Annotated in this window: 12 protein-coding genes and 1 pseudogene; 2 read left to right on the plus strand and 11 right to left on the minus strand. The window is 71.8% G+C overall.

Annotation, left to right across the window (positions count from 1 at the left end; translation table 11 throughout):
* Positions 1–147: 147 nt before the first annotated feature.
* The gene (locus tag VT52_RS17970; RefSeq protein WP_046422491.1) at positions 148–1,638 is read left to right on the plus strand and encodes an AAA family ATPase; all 1,491 of its coding nucleotides are present in this window, start codon (positions 148–150) and stop codon (positions 1,636–1,638) included.
* 257 nt (positions 1,639–1,895) lie between these two features.
* On the opposite strand, the gene VT52_RS17975 is transcribed toward VT52_RS17970, so the two are convergent.
* From VT52_RS17975 to VT52_RS18005, 7 genes and pseudogenes are all read right to left on the minus strand, one after another.
* Positions 1,896–2,141 (minus strand): acyl carrier protein, encoded by a 246-nt coding sequence (locus VT52_RS17975; protein ID WP_046422489.1) that lies wholly within the window; start codon positions 2,139–2,141, stop codon positions 1,896–1,898.
* The gene (locus VT52_RS17980; protein ID WP_046422487.1) at positions 2,138–3,472 is read right to left on the minus strand and encodes a dihydrolipoamide acetyltransferase family protein; all 1,335 of its coding nucleotides are present in this window, start codon (positions 3,470–3,472) and stop codon (positions 2,138–2,140) included. The genes VT52_RS17975 and VT52_RS17980 overlap by 4 nt, the downstream gene beginning before the upstream one ends.
* Before the next feature lie 3 nt (positions 3,473–3,475).
* On the minus strand, positions 3,476–4,423 hold the full coding sequence (locus VT52_RS17985; protein WP_240509795.1) for an alpha-ketoacid dehydrogenase subunit beta: 948 nt from the start codon (positions 4,421–4,423) through the stop codon (positions 3,476–3,478).
* A gap of 50 nt (positions 4,424–4,473) precedes the next feature.
* Positions 4,474–5,559, minus strand: coding sequence for a pyruvate dehydrogenase (acetyl-transferring) E1 component subunit alpha (gene pdhA / locus VT52_RS17990; protein WP_206306550.1), 1,086 nt, complete (start codon positions 5,557–5,559; stop codon positions 4,474–4,476).
* Positions 5,556–7,346, minus strand: coding sequence for an acetate--CoA ligase (gene acsA, locus VT52_RS17995; protein ID WP_046422484.1), 1,791 nt, complete (start codon positions 7,344–7,346; stop codon positions 5,556–5,558). Before acsA ends, pdhA begins: the two co-directional genes overlap by 4 nt.
* 546 nt (positions 7,347–7,892) lie before the next feature.
* Positions 7,893–8,526, minus strand: a pseudogene (locus VT52_RS38860) (CBS domain-containing protein).
* Between the two features lie 656 nt (positions 8,527–9,182).
* The gene (locus VT52_RS18005) at positions 9,183–9,746 is read right to left on the minus strand and encodes a GNAT family N-acetyltransferase (RefSeq protein ID WP_107481367.1); all 564 of its coding nucleotides are present in this window, start codon (positions 9,744–9,746) and stop codon (positions 9,183–9,185) included.
* A gap of 360 nt (positions 9,747–10,106) precedes the next feature.
* Here VT52_RS18005 and VT52_RS18010 point away from each other — a divergent pair, with 360 nt between their 5' ends.
* A complete protein-coding gene (locus tag VT52_RS18010; RefSeq protein ID WP_046422481.1) occupies positions 10,107–10,874 on the plus strand; it encodes an SDR family NAD(P)-dependent oxidoreductase in 768 nt (255 codons plus the stop codon).
* Positions 10,875–10,905: 31 nt separating this feature from the next.
* Here VT52_RS18010 and VT52_RS18015 read toward each other — a convergent pair whose 3' ends face one another.
* The 4 genes from VT52_RS18015 to VT52_RS18030 all read right to left on the minus strand — a co-directional run bounded on the left by VT52_RS18015 (position 10,906) and on the right by VT52_RS18030 (position 16,432).
* Positions 10,906–12,945, minus strand: coding sequence for a radical SAM protein (locus VT52_RS18015; RefSeq protein WP_046422479.1), 2,040 nt, complete (start codon positions 12,943–12,945; stop codon positions 10,906–10,908).
* Positions 12,946–13,047: 102 nt separating this feature from the next.
* Positions 13,048–14,007, minus strand: coding sequence for an aldo/keto reductase (locus VT52_RS18020; RefSeq protein WP_240509796.1), 960 nt, complete (start codon positions 14,005–14,007; stop codon positions 13,048–13,050).
* Positions 14,004–15,500, minus strand: a complete 1,497-nt coding sequence (locus VT52_RS18025; protein ID WP_079175106.1) for a GMC family oxidoreductase — start codon at positions 15,498–15,500, stop codon at positions 14,004–14,006. The genes VT52_RS18020 and VT52_RS18025 overlap by 4 nt, the downstream gene beginning before the upstream one ends.
* Positions 15,497–16,432 carry an adenosine kinase gene (locus tag VT52_RS18030; protein ID WP_046422477.1) on the minus strand — a complete coding sequence of 312 codons (936 nt, stop codon included), beginning with the start codon at positions 16,430–16,432 and terminating at the stop codon, positions 15,497–15,499. Before VT52_RS18030 ends, VT52_RS18025 begins: the two co-directional genes overlap by 4 nt.
* Positions 16,433–16,447: the final 15 nt, after the last annotated feature.

Raw genomic sequence — 16,447 nt, forward strand, 5'->3', positions numbered from 1 at the left:
GACTGACGGGCTGAGAGGAGGCAGGCAGGCGGAAGAGGCGCCATCAGGGCCTGACCTGCTGTGTCCGTACGGGGCCGTTCATGTCGCGATGTCCGGTGATGGACGTTGTACTGGTGGCAGGAGTGCTGTCGAGCGAGGGGAGTAGTCGTGTCGCCGTCTGAGGTTTCTCGTCCCGCGAAGCCGAAGACGGTTTTCGACCGCGACGCCGAGTGGGACGCACTCGTCGCGTTCGCCGGTGACACCCGGCCCGGACCCGGCCTCGGTGTGATGTCGGGACGGCTGCGGCAGGGCAAGACGTACCTCCTGAAGGCACTCACCGCAGCCCTGGGCGGCTTCTACTTCGGAGCGCAGCCGGCGGCTGAGGCCGAGTCTTTGCGTCGGCTTGCCGACGAACTGTCCCAGTACACGGGCACATCCCCGCCGAGCCCCTGGCGGGGCTGGGAGGACGCCGTCGACGCTTTGCTCGCGCTGGGAGACCGGCGTCCCGTCCCGATCGTCATCGACGAATTCCCCGAGCTCGTGAGGCAGAGTCCCCCGCTGCCCTCCGTCATCCACAGTGCCTACCGGCGTCTGCGCGAGACGGACTTTGACAACCGTGCGCGCCTGGTGCTGAGCGGCAGCGCCCTGCCGGTGATGCACCGGCTGTTCAGCGCGGCCTCACCGCTGCGCGGGCTGACCGACCTGGAACTCACCCTACGTCCGCTGGACTTCCGACAGGCCGCGCGGCTGTGGAACATCGACGACCCCCGCCTCGCCCTGCTGGTCCATGCCGTCGTGGGCGGAACGCCCGCCTACTGGGGCTACGTCGGGGAACGCCCGCCCGGCGGTCCGGGCGGCTTCGACGCCTGGGTGTGCAGAACCGTGCTCAACCCCCGGACACCCTTGTTCCTGGAGGCACATCACCTGCTGCAGGAGGAAACCGACCACTGGGACCGTGCCCTGTGCCACTCCGCCCTCGCCGCCGTCGCCTCGGGCTGCTCGACACAGGGCGAGATCGCGGAGCGCCTCGGCGCTCCGCTCACCGACGCCGCTCGCTGTCTGGCTCTGCTGCGGGACAACGGTCTGCTGCATGGCGAGCCCGACGCCTTCCGCCCGAACCTGATCCGGTTGCGCATCACCGAGCCGCTGCTGGCCTTCGAACATGCGGCCGTCTGGTCCTACCGCTCGGCACTGGAGCAGCAGGACGCCGGCGAGGTCTGGCGGCGCATGCGCCCCGTCTTCGACTCCGCGGTGGTCGGCCCCCATTTCGCCCAGATCTGCCGGGACTGGGTCATGGACTTCGCCGCCCCGACCGTCTTCGGCGCGCACCCCGCGACGGCCGCCCACGGCTCACTCCCCGACCCGGCGCGCAGCGCCGGCCGCGATGCACAAGCGGAGGTAGTCGTACGTGGCCCGACCGACACACATTCCTCGGCCCTGCTGTCCGTGGGGGTGGCGCGCTGGGACCAGGTCATGGACCTGCACCACCTGGAACAGCTCCGTCACCTCCTCGACCTCCTCGCCGCCCACGGTGAGGACGTCACCCACACCCGACCTGCCTGCTACAGCGGAGTCGGCTTCACCTCCGCGCTCCGCGCGGCCGAGGTCAACGGACATGTCGTGCTCGTCGACCTCGACCGGCTCTACCAGGGGCGGTAGACCGGCAGCAGCTGCGAAGCGAGCGGTACCCTGCGGTGATCCGGTTCAGCCGGAACCCCGCTTGCCGTGCCCGCCCGGGCAGGCGCTCCCGGTGCGCCGCCGGCACGGGGTTGCCGGCACTGAGGGTCAAGCGCCGGTCGTGACGACCACCCCGTTGCGCCGCGCCACCACGCGGGGGTGCTCATGGGGGTCAAGGGACGCTCCGGTGCCCCGGGAATCCACGGGACGCTCCGCGTCGTCACGGCGGGGACGGCAGGTCACTTGGTGCGGGCGACGAGGAAGTCGGCGCTGCCTGAGAGCGTGGTGAGGTAGGGGGTGTCCTCGTCGTCGATGCGGAGGCCGGTGCGTTCGCTGAGGGTCTCGATGAAGCCGAGGAAGTCCAGGGAGTCCATCTCGAGGGCGTCGCGGAAGGCGTCGTCGAGCCCCAGCCCTGCCAAGTCGGCGTCGGGGACGACCTGGACGATCGACTCCTTGACCACGTCGAGTGCATCGGTCCGGTTCACAGTTGCTCCGGGGTGTGCAGGAGGTGGTCGACGGCCGTGAGGTAGTGGGCCCCGACGGCGCCGTCCGTTGCTCTGTGGTCTGCCGACAGGGTGGCCGTGACGACGGGCCGTACGCCCAGCAGGCCGTCGACGGCGCACGGCCGGTCGACAATCCGCCCGAAGCCGACCAGAGCGACTTGTGGCGGGTAGATGACGCCGAAGACCGTTTCCACGCCCTGATCACCGAGATTGGTGACCGTGATCGTGGGGTCGGACACTTCGGAGCTGCGCAGCCTGCCCGTGCGGGCACGCGCGACCAGGTCCTTCAGGCCGTTCATCAGCTGCCGGAGCTCGAGGGTGTCCGCGTCGTGCAGGGCGGGGGCGACGAGACCTCCGCGGCGCAGGGACACCGCTACGCCGAGGTGTACGCCCTCGCCGGCGGTGTAGTGGTCATCGGTCCAGAAGCCGTTGAGCTCGGGCACCTCTCGGGCTGCCAGGGCGGCTGCCTTGAGCAGCAGGGCCGCAGGGAGTATCCGCTCGGCGACAGGGCTGCGCCGGTTGTGTTCGTGGAGCCAGCCCATCGCTGGGGCCATGTCGATCGTGGTGGACAGGTAGTAGTGCGGGATGTCCCGGTTGGCGCGGGTCATCAGGCCGGCGATCGCCTGACGCCTGGCTGCCGTCCGGTCCTCCGGAGGGTGTGAAGGACGCACCGGGACGGTGAGGTGCCGCGGGCCCGCGGCCGTGGGGCCGGGGGCTGCCTTGCGCACGTCCGCGGCACGGATGGCGGAATCCCTGCCGGTGCCGGTCACCGCGGCCAGGTCGACGCCCCGTTCGGCGGCGAGCCGACGGGCAAGTGGGGTGGCCCGTACACGCGCCTGCCCAGCCGCCGTCGTGGCGGCCGCTGCCTGCTCGACGTCGGTTCGGGTGAGACGCCCTCCGTGCCCGGACCCCTGGACGGCTGCCAGATCGACGCCAGTCCGCTCCGCGAGGTGTCGGACCAAGGGGCCTGCCTCGACGTGCCCGCGGTCCTGGGCCGCGGGCGGCGCGGATACCGGGGCCGGCGCGGGCCGTACCGGCGGTTTCTCCTCGGCCTTCTCGGGTTTTCCGGCACCCTCCGCCGCCGGTTCGATCAGCGCGAGCGGCGTGCCGACCGGCACCGTCGTGCCTGGCTCGATGAGCAGCTCTCCCATCCTGCCGGTCGCGAAGCACTCCACCTCGATCGAGGACTTCGCGGTTTCGATGACGGCCACCGGATCGCCCTTGCGGACCAGCTCACCGGGCTGTACGAGCCACTCCTGGAGCGTGCCCTTGTCCATGTCGGCGCCCAGGGAGGGCATGGTGAACTCGGCCATGGCTCAGTCCACCGCCCGGTGTGCGGCCGCGACGATGTCGGCGGTCTGCGGCAGAGCGGCTTCCTCCAGCCGCCGGGCGTAGGGAATGGGCACCTCGGCGCTGCACACCCGCTCGACGGGTGCGTCCAGTTCGTAGAACGACCGCTCGGCAATGCGGGCGCACACCTCCGCGGCGAGACTTCCGGTACGCCAGGCCTCATCGATGACCACCGCACGGTGGGTACGAGTCACGGAGGCGGCGATGGCCGCGTCGTCCAGAGGCCGGAGCGCGCGCAGGTCGATCACCTCGGCTTCGACGCCCTCGGCGGCCAGTTCGTCCGCCGCGGCGAGGGCTTTGGGCAGCGAACCCCCATATGTGATGAGGGAGATGTCCGTGCCGGGTCTGCGGATCGCGGCGTGGTCCAGGTCCACGGGGCGCGTGGGCGGGCGGAGCTCGCCAGAGAGGTTGTACAGGCTTCCGTGCTCGAAGATCAGCACCGGATCGGGGTCGGCGAGCGCAGGAGCCAACATGTGGCGGGCGTCCTCGATGGTGGCGGGGGCGAGGACACGGATGCCGGGGATGTGGGCGTACCAACCCTCAAGGCTGTGCGAGTGCTGGGCGGCGAGCTGCCGTCCGGCACCCGTGGTCATCCGGATGACGATCGGTACGGGCAGTTGTCCTCCGGACATGTGCAGCAGGGTTGCGGCGTTGTTGAGGATCTGGTCCAGTGCCAGCAGACTGAAGTTGACGGTCATGATCTCAACGATGGGCCGCATCCCGGCCAGGGCCGCGCCGATGCCGGCGCCCACGAACGTGGACTCCGACAGGGGGGTGTCGCGGATGCGTTCGGGGCCGAACTCCTCCAGCAGGCCGAGGCTCACGCCGAAGCATCCGCCGTAGCGGCCCACGTCCTCGCCCATGAGAAAGACGCGGTCGTCGGAGCGCAGGGCCTCACGGATCGCCTCGCGCATCGCCTCTCGGTAGGTTGTCTTCGATTTTTCCGTCCCGTCGGCTCCCATGGTCAGCTCACCGGCCCCGTCGAAGCACTGGTGACATGGCGGAGAAGGTTCTCGACCGGCTCCTCGGGCGCCTTTTCGGCCGCTTCGACGGCGTGGTCGATCTCCTCGGTGATCTTCTGCTCGATCCGTGCGAGCTCCTCGTCGACGGGCTCGCCGTTCTCCCGCATGCGTTCCATGAGCCGGTTGACCGGGTCTCGGTCCTTCCACTGTTCGATCTCCGCTTTGCCGCGGTAGCGGTCCGGGTCGTACATCGAGTGGGCGCGGAAGCGGTACGTGCGAAGTTCCAGGAAGTGCGGCCCGGTGCCGGTCCGGATCCCCTCGACGGCCCGTCGTGAAGCCTGCTCGACGGCCTCCACGTCCATGCCGTCCACGGCCCAGGCGGGCATGCCGTAGGAGGCGGCGCGCATCGCCAGATCGGTCTGCGCGTGCTCCCGGGTGAGGGCCGTGCCCATGGCGTAGAGGTTGTTCTCGCAGGCGAGCAGCAGTGGCAGATTCCACAGGGCGGCAAGGTTTGCCGTCTCGTGAAACTCACCCTCGGCGAAGGCACCGTCGCCGAAGAAACAGCAGGTGACACGGTTCTGTCCGCGCATGCGGTCAGCGAGGGCGAGACCCGCGGCCAGCGGGAGCCCGCCGGCGACGATCGCGCTGCCGCCGTAGAAGCGGCGGCTCGCGTCGAACAGGTGCATGGACCCGCCCCGCCCTCCGCTGCAACCGGTGGCCTTGCCGTACATCTCGGCCATGACGGCCTCGGCTGCGATGCCGCGGGCCAGCGCGTGGCCGTGCTCGCGGTAGGTGGAGACGACCGCGTCCTCGGATGTCAGTGCCTGGTTGATCCCGACGGCGACGGCCTCTTCGCCGATGTAGAGGTGGACGAAGCCGCGGATCTTCGCGGCGCTGTACAGCTCGACGCAGCGTTCCTCGAAGCGTCGGATGCGCAGCAGCGACTCCAGCAGGTTCGCTCGGTGCTGGGCAGCCGACCGGTCGGCAGGAGGCGCGGTCCTCGGGCCCTGTCTGTTTCTCGCGGTCTTCTTCGCAGGCTTCGGGGCAGCCGTGGCCTTCCGGGTGCGTGCGGGGCGCGCCAGACTCATGCGGATCCCTCCAAGGTGGACAGGTCCCCGACAGGTAGGCCGAGTTCACGTGCACGCAGCAGTCGGCGCATGACCTTGCCGCTGCGGGTCTTGGGTAGGTTCTCGTCGAACGCGATCTCCCTGGGCGCGACGGCGGGGCCCAGCCGCCTGCGGGCGAAGGCCAGCAACTCCCGTTCCAGACCGGCAGACGGCTCGATGCCGGGGCGCAGCGAGACGAACGCCTTCACCACGTTCCCGGCGACGGGGTCGGGCCGGCCGATCACTCCGGCCTCCGCGACGGCCGCGTGCTCCATCAGCGCGCTCTCCACCTCGAACGGGCCGATGAGGTGCCCCGCCGACTTGATGACGTCGTCGGCACGCCCCACGAACCAGTACCAGCCGTCCGCATCCCGCCGGACCAGGTCGCCGGTCAGGTACCAGCCGTCGGCGAACGCGGCCTCGTACCGCTCCTTGTCGTGCAGATAGCCGCGGAACATCGACGGCCAGCCCGGACGCAGCGCCAACTCGCCGTCGGCGTCAGGGCTTTCCACCTCCCGCACCTTGCCGTCGATCACCAGGGCCCGTCCGTCCTCGCCCTGTTGCAGTACCGCGGCTTCAACGCCGGGCAGGGGGCGTCCCATCGAGCCGGGCCGGATGTCGCAGGCAGCGAAGTTCGCGATCATGATGCAGCCGGTCTCGGTCTGCCACCAGTTGTCGTGCACCGGCAGTCCCAGCACATCCTGGCCCCAGACCACGGCCTCGGGGTTGAGAGGTTCGCCGACGGAGGCGATGAAGCGCAGGGCCGACAGGTCGTAGGAGCGCGGCAGGTCGTACGGGCCCTCGCGTGGGGTCACGCGCATGAGCATCCGCAGGGCGGTGGGCGCGGTGTACCAGACGGTGACCTTCTGCTCGCCGAGCACGCGGTACCAACGCCGGGCTTCGTAGTCGCCCTCGTCGACGACCACCGTCACGCCGTGGACGAGGGGGGCGATGATGCCGTACGACATGCCGGTCACCCAGCCGGGGTCGGCGGTGCACCAGTACACGTCCTCGGGGTGCAGATCCAGCGCGTACGCGGCCGTTGCGTAATGGGCGACCACCGCTTCGTGGACATGGATCGCGCCCTTGGGAGTGCCGGTGGTGCCACTGGTGAAGTGCACCAGGGCCATGTCCTCGGGCGAGGTCGGCGGGATCGTGAAGGTGTCCGGGGCAGCGGACATCAGCTCGTCGAAGGAGACCGTGCCGGGCAGGTCCCCGGCGCCGGGCCCGACGATCACGACGTGTTCCAGCCCGGGCAGCGATGTCCGGCGCTCGGCCACCTTGCGGTGATAGAGGGCCGCGGTGGTGACCAGGACCTTGGCGTCGCCCAGGCGCAGTCGCTGCTCCACCGGGTCGGGACCGAAGGCGGAGAAGAGCGGGCACAGCACGCTGGTGTTCTTCAGCGTGCCCAGCACCGCGGTGTAGAGCTCGGGGCAGCGACCGAGCAGGGTGAACACGCGGTCGCCATGGCCGACGCCGAGCGACCGCAGGACGTTCGCGAAGCGGGACGTACGACGAGCCAGTTCGCCGTAGGTGACGGTCGAGACGGTGTCGTCGCGGGAGACGCACTTCAGGGCGGGCTTGTCCGCGCGCTCCGGACCCGCATGTCTGTCGACCGCCTCGTACGCCATGTTCAGACCGCCGGCGGGCAGACCAGCCAGCGCGCCACGTGCCCGCGACCAGGTGAAACCGGAGCGAGCCTGGTCGTAGTCGGTGAGGCGCGGCGTCACACGGGGTGCAGCGTCCTTGCGGATCATCTCCCTCGGCATATGGCGCTCCTCCCGACACCTGGCCCACGTCTTCAGAATCGCCGAGCCCCTCCCGGACCGCATCGCGACGGGGCGTCGGCTACGACCCGTCTGCTGGGTGGCCGTGCCGCGGGTCCGGTGAATGACCGGGCCCTTCGGCTCCCTACGGAGCGCGCTGGTCGGACACGCAGGAGGTGACTCTCGTGTTTCCCGGGCCGGACGCGCTATCTGGCGTACCTCGAAGAACGGCCGGTCCGGGCCTGGCGGCGCTGGGCACCAGCGCGGAGGCGCGGCGCCGGTATCGATCTGCCGCCCGGGCAGGGGGGCGTGCTTTTGCGCCCCAGCCGCGGTATCTCGGTCCCGACGAATGCCGCTCCCGGCTTTCCCCCCACGGTGTGGGGCGCATCGCGGTGTCGACACCCGACGGCCCGGCGGTCGTCCCGCGAACTAGGAGGTCATCGAAGATGCGAGCGCCTTTCGGACCGCGCCCGAGTCCGAACCTGCGGCGAGCGACCGTGGGGACGGACATCCCTCCCGCGCCATCGGTGTCCGCCGTCGGCGGACCTGTCACCGTGGGCTTGCCGGCCCGGCCGGATCCTCGGACGCACCGGTCAGATGGGGTTCGGCGTCCACAACCCCCCTCTACGGCGAGGACGAGGCGCACGGCCACCGAGATGAGCGCGGTGTCCTGGATCCTGCCGCGGAGGGTGACGACGCCCTCGTGCACGTTCACGTGGATGGTGTGGCTGAGGGCGGGGAAGAGGTGGGACACCACCGTGCGGCGGACCTCCTCCTCGATGCTCTCGTCGGACCGGAGGAACACCTTCAGCAGGTCGCCACGGCTGATGATGCCTTTGGCGCCGGGGCGCACCGTGAGGGGGGTGCTCATGAGTTCCCCGGCGGTCACCGCTCCCGCCTTGGCGAGGTCGGACATGCGCCGGCGCTGCTCGTAGAGGCTCGGCACGCTGTCGCGGAACTCCTCCTTGGCCAGCAGATCGGCTTCGGAGACCACGCCGACGACGCGCCCCTCGCCCTCCAGGACCGGCAGGGCGCTGACCTTCCACTGCTTCATGGTCTCGACGATCTCCTCGAACGGCGCGTCGCGTCCCACGGTCACCACCGTCACGGTCGTCACATCACCCACGATGTGCGGGGTCTCCGGCGCTTCAGATCGCCTCCTCCATGTCCGAGACGCGCGCAGCGGCCCCCTCACCCTCTCCTTCCCGGCCGTATGACTCCACCATCGCCGCAATCCGGCACGGCGCAACCCGGGCCGACGAGCCGCTCCGAGGGCCGGTCCGCATGTCGCGGCGGCACCTGGGCGGCGCACCGGTAGTCATAGGGGGGTGCTCGCGGTGGCCGCGCAGGAAGGCGGTGAGGGCGATGGAATTCCCGCTGGTCGTGGGCGTCCGGCGGATCGGATTCCAGCCTGCTGTCGTGTGACTGCCTCGCCCACAGGGTTCGGCAACGCGGCGGACCGGCGGGAGAGCCGCCGGTGCCCGCGTGGCTTGAAGGACCGGGTGGCCGATCGGAGAGCCACTGCCGCCGCGTGATGCTGGATGCGGTCCGCCACGGGGTCGACAACGGCGCGAAGAGGGCCGATCTGCCCCCGGATTTCCCGCCGTATCTGCGTGCACGCTTTCGCCCGCCGCTGGCAGGTGACGGGTCTGTTCGCCGAGTTTCCACGACCGACTGCGCGTCCGCGTGCGGGACAAGGAAGACCGGAAGGCGGGCCCGATGGCCGCGATCGCGGACTCGCGGTCACCGCCGGCGGCGACGGACATCCCGTGGTCCACACGCGAGTTCCAGCGGTTGTCGAATCCGCCTACGGCCTCGGCGGGTGCGCCGCGTGAAGGGTCAGCATCGCGCCCACTGCTCCTTGGTGATCTCGTACCGCACGCCCCCGTGCTCGGCACCCTCCACCATCTCCATGTCGGGGGGAGTGGGGATGGTGTCCGTGAGCGTCATGCCGAGCTTCTCCATGACATTGCGCGACCCGCGGTTCACGCTCATCGTCTCCGCCCAGACCATGCGCACTCCGAGCCCGGTGAACCCCTTGCGCAGCAGCGCCCGCGAGCCCTCGGTGGCGTAGCCCCGGCCCCAGGACGGCTGCCGCAGCCGGTAGCCCAGCTCGGTCCGGTCCCGCGGTCCGTCCGGCTCGGGCCGCAGGCAGAACCAGCCGACGAACGCCCCGCCCTCCCTCTCGTACGCTGCGAACAGCCCCAGATCGCCGTCCCACTTCTCGTAACCGGCGATGATGGACGGCAGATGGCGTTCGCGGACGATCTCCGGCTCGGTCGCCTCACCCCCGGACAGGTAGCGCATCACCGCCGGGTCGCTGTCCAGCTCGATCAGCAGATCGGCGTCGTCGGCGGTGAATCGGCGCAGGGTCAGGCGCTCGGTCTCCAGGTAGCTGTCCACGGAGCAGATCATGCCCGAGCCGGGCAGTGCGTCCAACGGGTTTTCCGCGGGCCCGTCCGGCGCCGGTCCACGGGGTGGGCGTCCGGTCCTGCCCGACCTGCTCGGCGAGGACGGCGTCGAGCGGCCGAGGCGGCCTCGGCGGGGGTCTGCGCCTGCCTGTCACGGTGGCTGGGAACCGGAAGACCACGCGTCCGGCGAAAGCGCCGCGTGGGCAGGATGCGGGATCCCGGTGGCGCGTCTGTGCGCCGTCCGGGTCAGCCGACGGCGGGATATGCGTGATTTGTCCCTCGCGTGCCTCTACGCTTCGCCGGGGCTCACCGCCCGCCACCGGCACCCACAAGCCCAGAGAGGACTCACGCCATGTCGGCTCCCGTGGTCGTCATCACCGGCGCGCTCAGCGGAATCGGGCGTGCCACCGCCGTGGCCTACGCCCGGCAGGGCGCCGACGTCGTGGTCTCGGGCCGGCGCCCGGACCCCGGCAAGGAACTCACCGGGGAACTCGAAGCGCTGGGCGGCCGGGCCCTGTTCGTGCGGGCCGACGTGCGCGTGGAGGACGACGTCCGCGACCTCGTCGACCAGGCCGTCGACCGCTTCGGCCGGATCGACGTCGCCCTCAACAACGCCGGCACCGAGGGGCGGTCCGCCCCGATCACCGCCGTCACGGCCGACGACTACGCGGCCGCCTTCGACACCAACGTCAAGGGAACCCTGCTGTGCCTCAAGCACGAGTTCCGCGTCATGCGGGAGCGCGGCGGCGGCAGCATCGTCAACGTCAGCAGCGTGTACGGGCGGATGGGGTACCCGGAGATCGCCGTCTACGCCGGCAGCAAGCACGCCGTCATCGGCATCACCAAGGCGGCCGCCCTCGAAGGCGCGGCCCACGGCGTCCGGGTGAACGCCATCGCTCCCGGTTTCACCCGGACCGGGATGTACGAGCGGGTCACCGGGGACGAAGGGACGCGCGAGGCGGTGAACTCCGTGCTGCCCATGCACCGGCCGGGCACCCCGGAGGAGGTGGCCGACGCCGTGCTCTTCCTCGGGTCCGGCCGGGCGGCGTACATCACCGGCCAGACCCTCACCCTGGACGGGGGCCTCATGGCGGGCTGGCCGCTGTTCCCCGGCGCCTGACCCGGCCCTCGGCCCCCGCCGGCTCACCTGCTCACCGCTGCCCGCCCGAGCCGCTGGCCGTCCCGCGCGACCTCAGTTCCGCGCCCCGGCGGCGCACGGCGCCCGGGGTGCGCAGTTCATGGTCGAGCAGGCGGGCGGCGAGACCTTCCCGGTCCTCGGGGGCGAGGGCGGTCACCGCGGCGATCAGCTTCTTTGCCGTGGCCTCGTCGATGGTGGCCGGGAGGGGGGCCTGGCCCAGGAGGCGAGCCGTCTTTGGGTCCAGCGGGGCCGGGTCCTCGACGGCCGGGACGAGCGGTGCGCGGCGCAGGTGCCCGGCGGCCTCGTCCGGCAACAGGTCGGCGTAGCGCGGGAGTTCGGTGTCCGGAGCGATCAGCAACAGATGCTTGGCGATGAGGGCGGCCTCCGGGAAGGGGGTGCGTACGGCCAGCGGGGCCAGGGTCCCGGGGGGCAGGCCCAGGACGCAGCCCGCGTGCAGCAGCACCTCGCGGACCCGGGTCGCGGCGGGTACGTCGGGCAGCAGGGCGCCGGTACGGGCGAGGAACCCGGCGACGGTCTCCTCGGCCGCCGTGCCGTCGAGGTGCCCGGTGCCCCGGTAGTAGCGCGTCAGGTAGGCGTACCACCAGGCGAGCTGGACCTCGTACAGCTCGGCCACCACCGACTCGTAGGCCTGCCGCGGGAGCAGTTCGCGCAGGGCCGGCACCAGCTCGCGGTAGACGAGGCGGACCCAGGTGTGCGGGGAACGCTGGATGCCCCAGCACTCCCCGTGCGCGTAGTCCCCGATCAGCTCGGCGACGCTCAGCTCCCCGGCGGCGAACTCGGAGCGCACCGAGGTGCCGGCGACCTCGAAGCGGTAGAAGTGGTCGGCGGACGCCGGGGGCCGGGGCGCGGGCAGCACCTGGTCGATCAGGTGCTCCAACTCCGAGTAGCGGGAGTGGAGTCGGCCGAGGTCGAGCGGCAGGCGCGGGAAGAGCGGGTCGGTGAAGCGCCGTTTGAGCTTGGCGATCTCCTCCGACAGCGCCTGGTAGAGGAAGACCTTGTCGAAGCGGTGGCTGAACGACAGCCCGATGTAGGGGAAGACGGTGCAGCCGCGGCACTCCGAGCGGTGGCCGACCTCCTCGTCCCGCACCCGCAGGAACTCGGGGTCCTCGACCAGTTCGCGCAGCGCGCGGTCCCAGGCGACCGAGTTGTCGAAGGCGTGGTAGCAGGGCAGGACGAGGCGCCCGTCGGGGCCGACGGTCAGGATTCGCTTGTTGGCGTAGCAGTCGGTGGGCGCGGTCGGGTCCAGGGTCTCCATGTACTTGCGGAAGTGCAGGTTGACCAGCGCGAACGGCTGGTGCAGCAGCCGTATCAGCTCTTCGGCGATCGGGCCGCCGGTCGGCTCCGACTCGTCCATCCGCCCGGCGCGGCCCGCCGTGGCGTCGGCGAGCGGCCGGCCGTTCTGTTCGATCAGCTTCAGTTTGCGGGCCGTGCGGTTGGTGTCGCGCACGGTGTCCTGCTCGTCGAAGTACTCGAACATCCCGGAGAAGTACACGGTGGTCCGGTTCTCGTGGGCGAAGCGCAGCAGGTCGGGTATCTCGTCCACGTTCTCCCGGGTCACCACGCAGATCAGCTTGAGGTTGCCGCTGCCGGTGGCGATGACCTTCCGGATGACGTCGAGGGCCCGGTCCAGCGTGGGCACCCCCCGGATCCGCCGGTACCGGTCGGGCCGCAGGGTGTCCAGGGAGACGTTCATGGTGTCGACGTGCGGCACGATCGCCTCGATGTGCTGCGCGAAGCGGATGCCGTTGCTGGTTATCTCCACGGCCATGCCGAGCGACTTGGCGTACTGCACGACGCCGTCGATGTGCGGATGCAGAACCGGCTCGCCGCCGGTGAAGTCGACGTAGCGCACCCCGAGTTCGTACAGCTCGTCCAGGATCCGGCGGCCCCGCTCCAGGGTGAGTTCCTCATAGCCCTTGAACTTGTCGTCCTGCCAGACGTTGCAGTAGCCGCAGAGCGAGTTGCAGCGGAAGGTGATGTAGAAGCGGGCCGAGGTCAGCCGGCCCCGGTCGGTGGTGGTGCTCGCGGTCACGGTCGGTTCTCCGTCGGTCGGTACGGCGGGGGAGAGCGGGCGAGAGGTCCCTGTCGGGGGAGTCCCGGGGGCGGTGGAGCCGGGCCCCTGGGTGCCGGTTCGTCAGGGCAGCGGGGTGCCCCGCGCCGTGATCCACAGCTCGTACCACTCCTCGTGCGTGAGGTCCGGTGCGCGCAGTGCCGCGTCCCGGCAGGCGCGGATCCGGTCGGGGCGGCTGGTGCCGATGACCGGGACGATGCCGGCGGGATGGCGGGCCAGCCACCACAGCAGGACCGTCTCGGGGGTGGTGTCCTTGCTCCGGGCCAGCCGGCGCAGCAGCCCGGCGGTGGGGGAGTCGGCGTCTCCGGTGTACCGGCCGGCGGCCAGGGCGCCCCACGCCTGGAGCTGGACGCCCCGGTCGGCGCACGCTTCGAGGGTGCCCTCGGGGAAGCCGTTGGAGGTGGCCGCCGAGGTGTTGAGCAGCACGCCCGCCTCGACCCAGTCGCGCCGGGCGAGGCTCATCTCCAACTGGTTCGCCACCAGCGGCAGTTCCAGGCGGGACTGGAGGTGTGCGATCTGTGCGGCGCCCATGTTGGAGACGCCGAAGCGGCGCACCAGCCCTTGCCGGTGCAGCTCGCGCAGGGCGGCGGCGATCTCCTCGGGGCCGGTCAGCGGGTCGGGGCGGTGCAGCAGCAGGGTGTCGATCACCTCGGTGCGCAGCCGGGCGAGGCTCTCCTCGACCCGCCGGAGTATCGATTCCCCGCGCAGGTCGTAGTGGCCCGGCCGCTTCCCCTCGGCGAGCCGGATCCCGCACTTGGTCTGCACGGTGATCCGCTCCCGCAGCCCCGGTGTCCGGGCCAGGACCTCGCCGAACACGGCCTCCGACGTACCGAACCGGTAGATGTCCGCGAGGTCGAACACGGTGATCCCGCACTCCAGCGCGGTCTCCACGGCGGCCTGCGCCCGGTCGACGTCCCCGGCGGTGTACGGCGTACGGTCCCAGCCGCCGCCGAGCCCCATGCAGCCGTAGATCAGCCGTGCCTCGGGAGCGCGTCCGGCGGGATCGGTGGGTACGGTCGTCAACTGGCCGCCTCCTTCAGGGCGTCGGCGAGGAGTTCGGCCGCGGCGAGCACCGGGAGCTGGGTGTTGGCCGCGGGCACGGAGGGGAGCACGGAGGCGTCGGCGACGCGCAGGTTGGCCACGCCGTGCACCCGGCCCTCGCCGTCGGTGACCGCCAGCGGGTCGGCCGCGGGGCCCATGGCACAGGTGCCGACGGGGTGCCAGTAGGTGCCGAGCCGGGCGCGCAGCCCGGCGTCGGTCAGCTCGGACGGGGGGACGGCGCTCGCGGCGCCGGCCAGCGGGGCGAGCGCCGAGGTGGCCGCGAGCCGTTCCGCGATCTCCAGTCCCTCCCGCAGCACCGCCACGTCATGGCCGTCCGGGTCGCCGAGGAACCCGGGATCGATGTCGAGGGGTTCGGCGGGGTCGGCCGAGCGCAGCCGGACCCGGCCGCGGGAGGCGGGCTTCATCAGGAAGGCCGCGATCCCGGCCTCGTACCGGCCCGGCGGCAGGCTGCCGAAGAGCGGGTCCCCGGCGGAGGGCAGGATGTGCAGGTCCCAGCCGTCCGCCGGGCAGCACGTGCTGGCCGCCCGGATCAGCATCCGGCTGACGTACAGCTCGCCCTCCTCCTCCTGGGCGGCCAGCGCCACGTCGAGGTCCGGGGCGGGGGCGCGGGGGACGAACACGCCGGGCTGGTCCGACAGGTTGGCGCCGACGCCGGGCAGGTCCACCTCGGCCCGCACACCCGCCCCGCGCAGCTCGTCCGCCGGTCCGATGCCGCTGCGCAGCAGCAGCCCGGGTGAGCCGAAGGTGCCGCAGGCGAGGACGTAGGTGTCGGCGGTCAGGGTCTCGCGCCGCCCGTCCGCGACGACCTCGGCGCCCACGACCCGGCCGCCGTCGAGCACCAGCCGGTCCGCCGTCGTGTCGCCGAGGACGGTGAGGTTGGCGCGGGAGCGGGCCGGGCCGAGATAGCCGAAGGCCGCGTTCCAGCGCAGCCCGTCGAGCGCGTTGAGCAGCGGGGTGCCGCAGCCGGGTGCGCCCGGTACGCCCATGTCCACGTCCTGGTACCCGAGTTCGCGGGCACCCGCGAGCGCCGCGCGCGCCCAGACGCTGAACTCACGCCCGGGTACCGGCCGCAGCCGCATGGCCGCCACGGCCCGCTCCCGGTACGGCGCCATGGCGGCGGCCGACCAGCGGGGGCCGCCGGCCCGGGTCCACTCCTCGTGGTCGGCGTCCGAACCCCAGGTGTGCCAGCAGCCGTTGACGCAGGAGGAGCCGCCGAGGACCCGGGCGCGCAGCCGGTGCACGGCGACCCCCCGCTCCCACATGTGGTCGCGGGGCAGGGCGTGCGCGTCACGCAGCGAGCGCGGCCAGGCGTCCGGGTCGGTACCGTGGTCGGGGCCTGCCTCCACCAGGCAGACCGTGCGGGCGGGGTCCTCGCTGAGCCGGGCGGCGAGCACACAGCCCGCCACCCCGCCGCCGAGCACCAGCACGTCGTGGTGGCCCGTGAAAGGACTCATCCGATCGCCTCGGCGGCCTGTTCGCCGGCGTCCGCCGCTGCGACGCGGGCGAGGAGCTGCTCCCGCGAGATGGCGTCGGCCCGCGTCGAGGGCACGGTGCAGGCGTGGGCGCCCGCGATCACGCCGTAGCGGGCGCAGCGCAGCGGGTCCAGGCCGTCCAGCCGGCCCAGCAGGAAGGCGGCGGCGAAGGCGTCGCCCGCGCCGTTGGAGTCCACGACGGGCTCGGGCGGGTCGACGGCGGGCACATGGGCCAGCTCCCCGTCGGCGAGCAGGTAGGCGCCCTCCGCGCCCGCGGTGGCCACGACGATCCGGGCCCGGCCGCGCGCCGCGATGTCCCGCATGGTGTGCTCCGGGTCGGCCAGCGCGGTGGTGGAGAGGAAGACCAGGTCGGCGGCGAGCGCGAAGGGCTCGTGGTACGGGTTGACGCCGTCCCAGTTGTGCAGGTCCGTCGAGATGCTCAGCCCGGCCTCGCGCAGCACCGGCAGGGCGTACGAGCACGGGTGGGTGATGACCACGTGCGCGTGCCTGCTCGTCGCGGCGAGGGCGCGCAGGGTGTCCTCGGGCAGCCGGTCCGACTCCTGGCTGCGGGTGTCGTCGTAGAGGGACAGCCGGCGCCCGTCCGGACCGACCAGGTTGACCGCGCGCTTGGTGCCGGCGGCGGAGGGCACGTCGGTGAGCGGGATGCCCCGGTCCCGGTGCAGCGCGCGCACCAGGTCGCCCTCCTGGTCGGCGCCGACCAGGTCGATGTGGTGGGCGCGCAGGCCCAGGGCGCTGACCCCGAGCGCGACGAAGTCTCCGCTCTGCCCGGCGCGGGTCACGATGCCCGGCCGGATCATGTAGCTGTCGGCGTAGGGGATCGGCAGCTTCGGCACGTGGACGACGGTGTCCACTCCCGCGCCGCCCAGGACGAGGACGTCGGTCTCGGTGGTCATGGCAGTCGGCTCGTT

It is taken from the genome of Streptomyces malaysiense, assembly GCF_000980885.2.
Classification (GTDB): Bacteria; Actinomycetota; Actinomycetes; order Streptomycetales; family Streptomycetaceae; genus Streptomyces; species Streptomyces malaysiense.

Bases quoted from the DNA above. Each gene is read 5' to 3' on its own strand.
- VT52_RS17980 (WP_046422487.1), bottom strand. From the start codon at position 3,472: ATGGCCGAGTTCACCATGCCCTCCCTGGGCGCCGACATGGACAAGGGC.
- VT52_RS17985 (WP_240509795.1), bottom strand. From the start codon at position 4,423: ATGCGCGAGGCGATCCGTGAGGCCCTGCGCTCCGACGACCGCGTCTTT.
- pdhA (WP_206306550.1), bottom strand. From the start codon at position 5,559: ATGAGTCTGGCGCGCCCCGCACGCACCCGGAAGGCCACGGCTGCCCCG.
- acsA (WP_046422484.1), bottom strand. From the start codon at position 7,346: ATGCCGAGGGAGATGATCCGCAAGGACGCTGCACCCCGTGTGACGCCG.
- VT52_RS18010 (WP_046422481.1), top strand. From the start codon at position 10,107: ATGTCGGCTCCCGTGGTCGTCATCACCGGCGCGCTCAGCGGAATCGGG.
- VT52_RS18025 (WP_079175106.1), bottom strand. From the start codon at position 15,500: ATGAGTCCTTTCACGGGCCACCACGACGTGCTGGTGCTCGGCGGCGGG.
- VT52_RS18030 (WP_046422477.1), bottom strand. From the start codon at position 16,432: ATGACCACCGAGACCGACGTCCTCGTCCTGGGCGGCGCGGGAGTGGAC.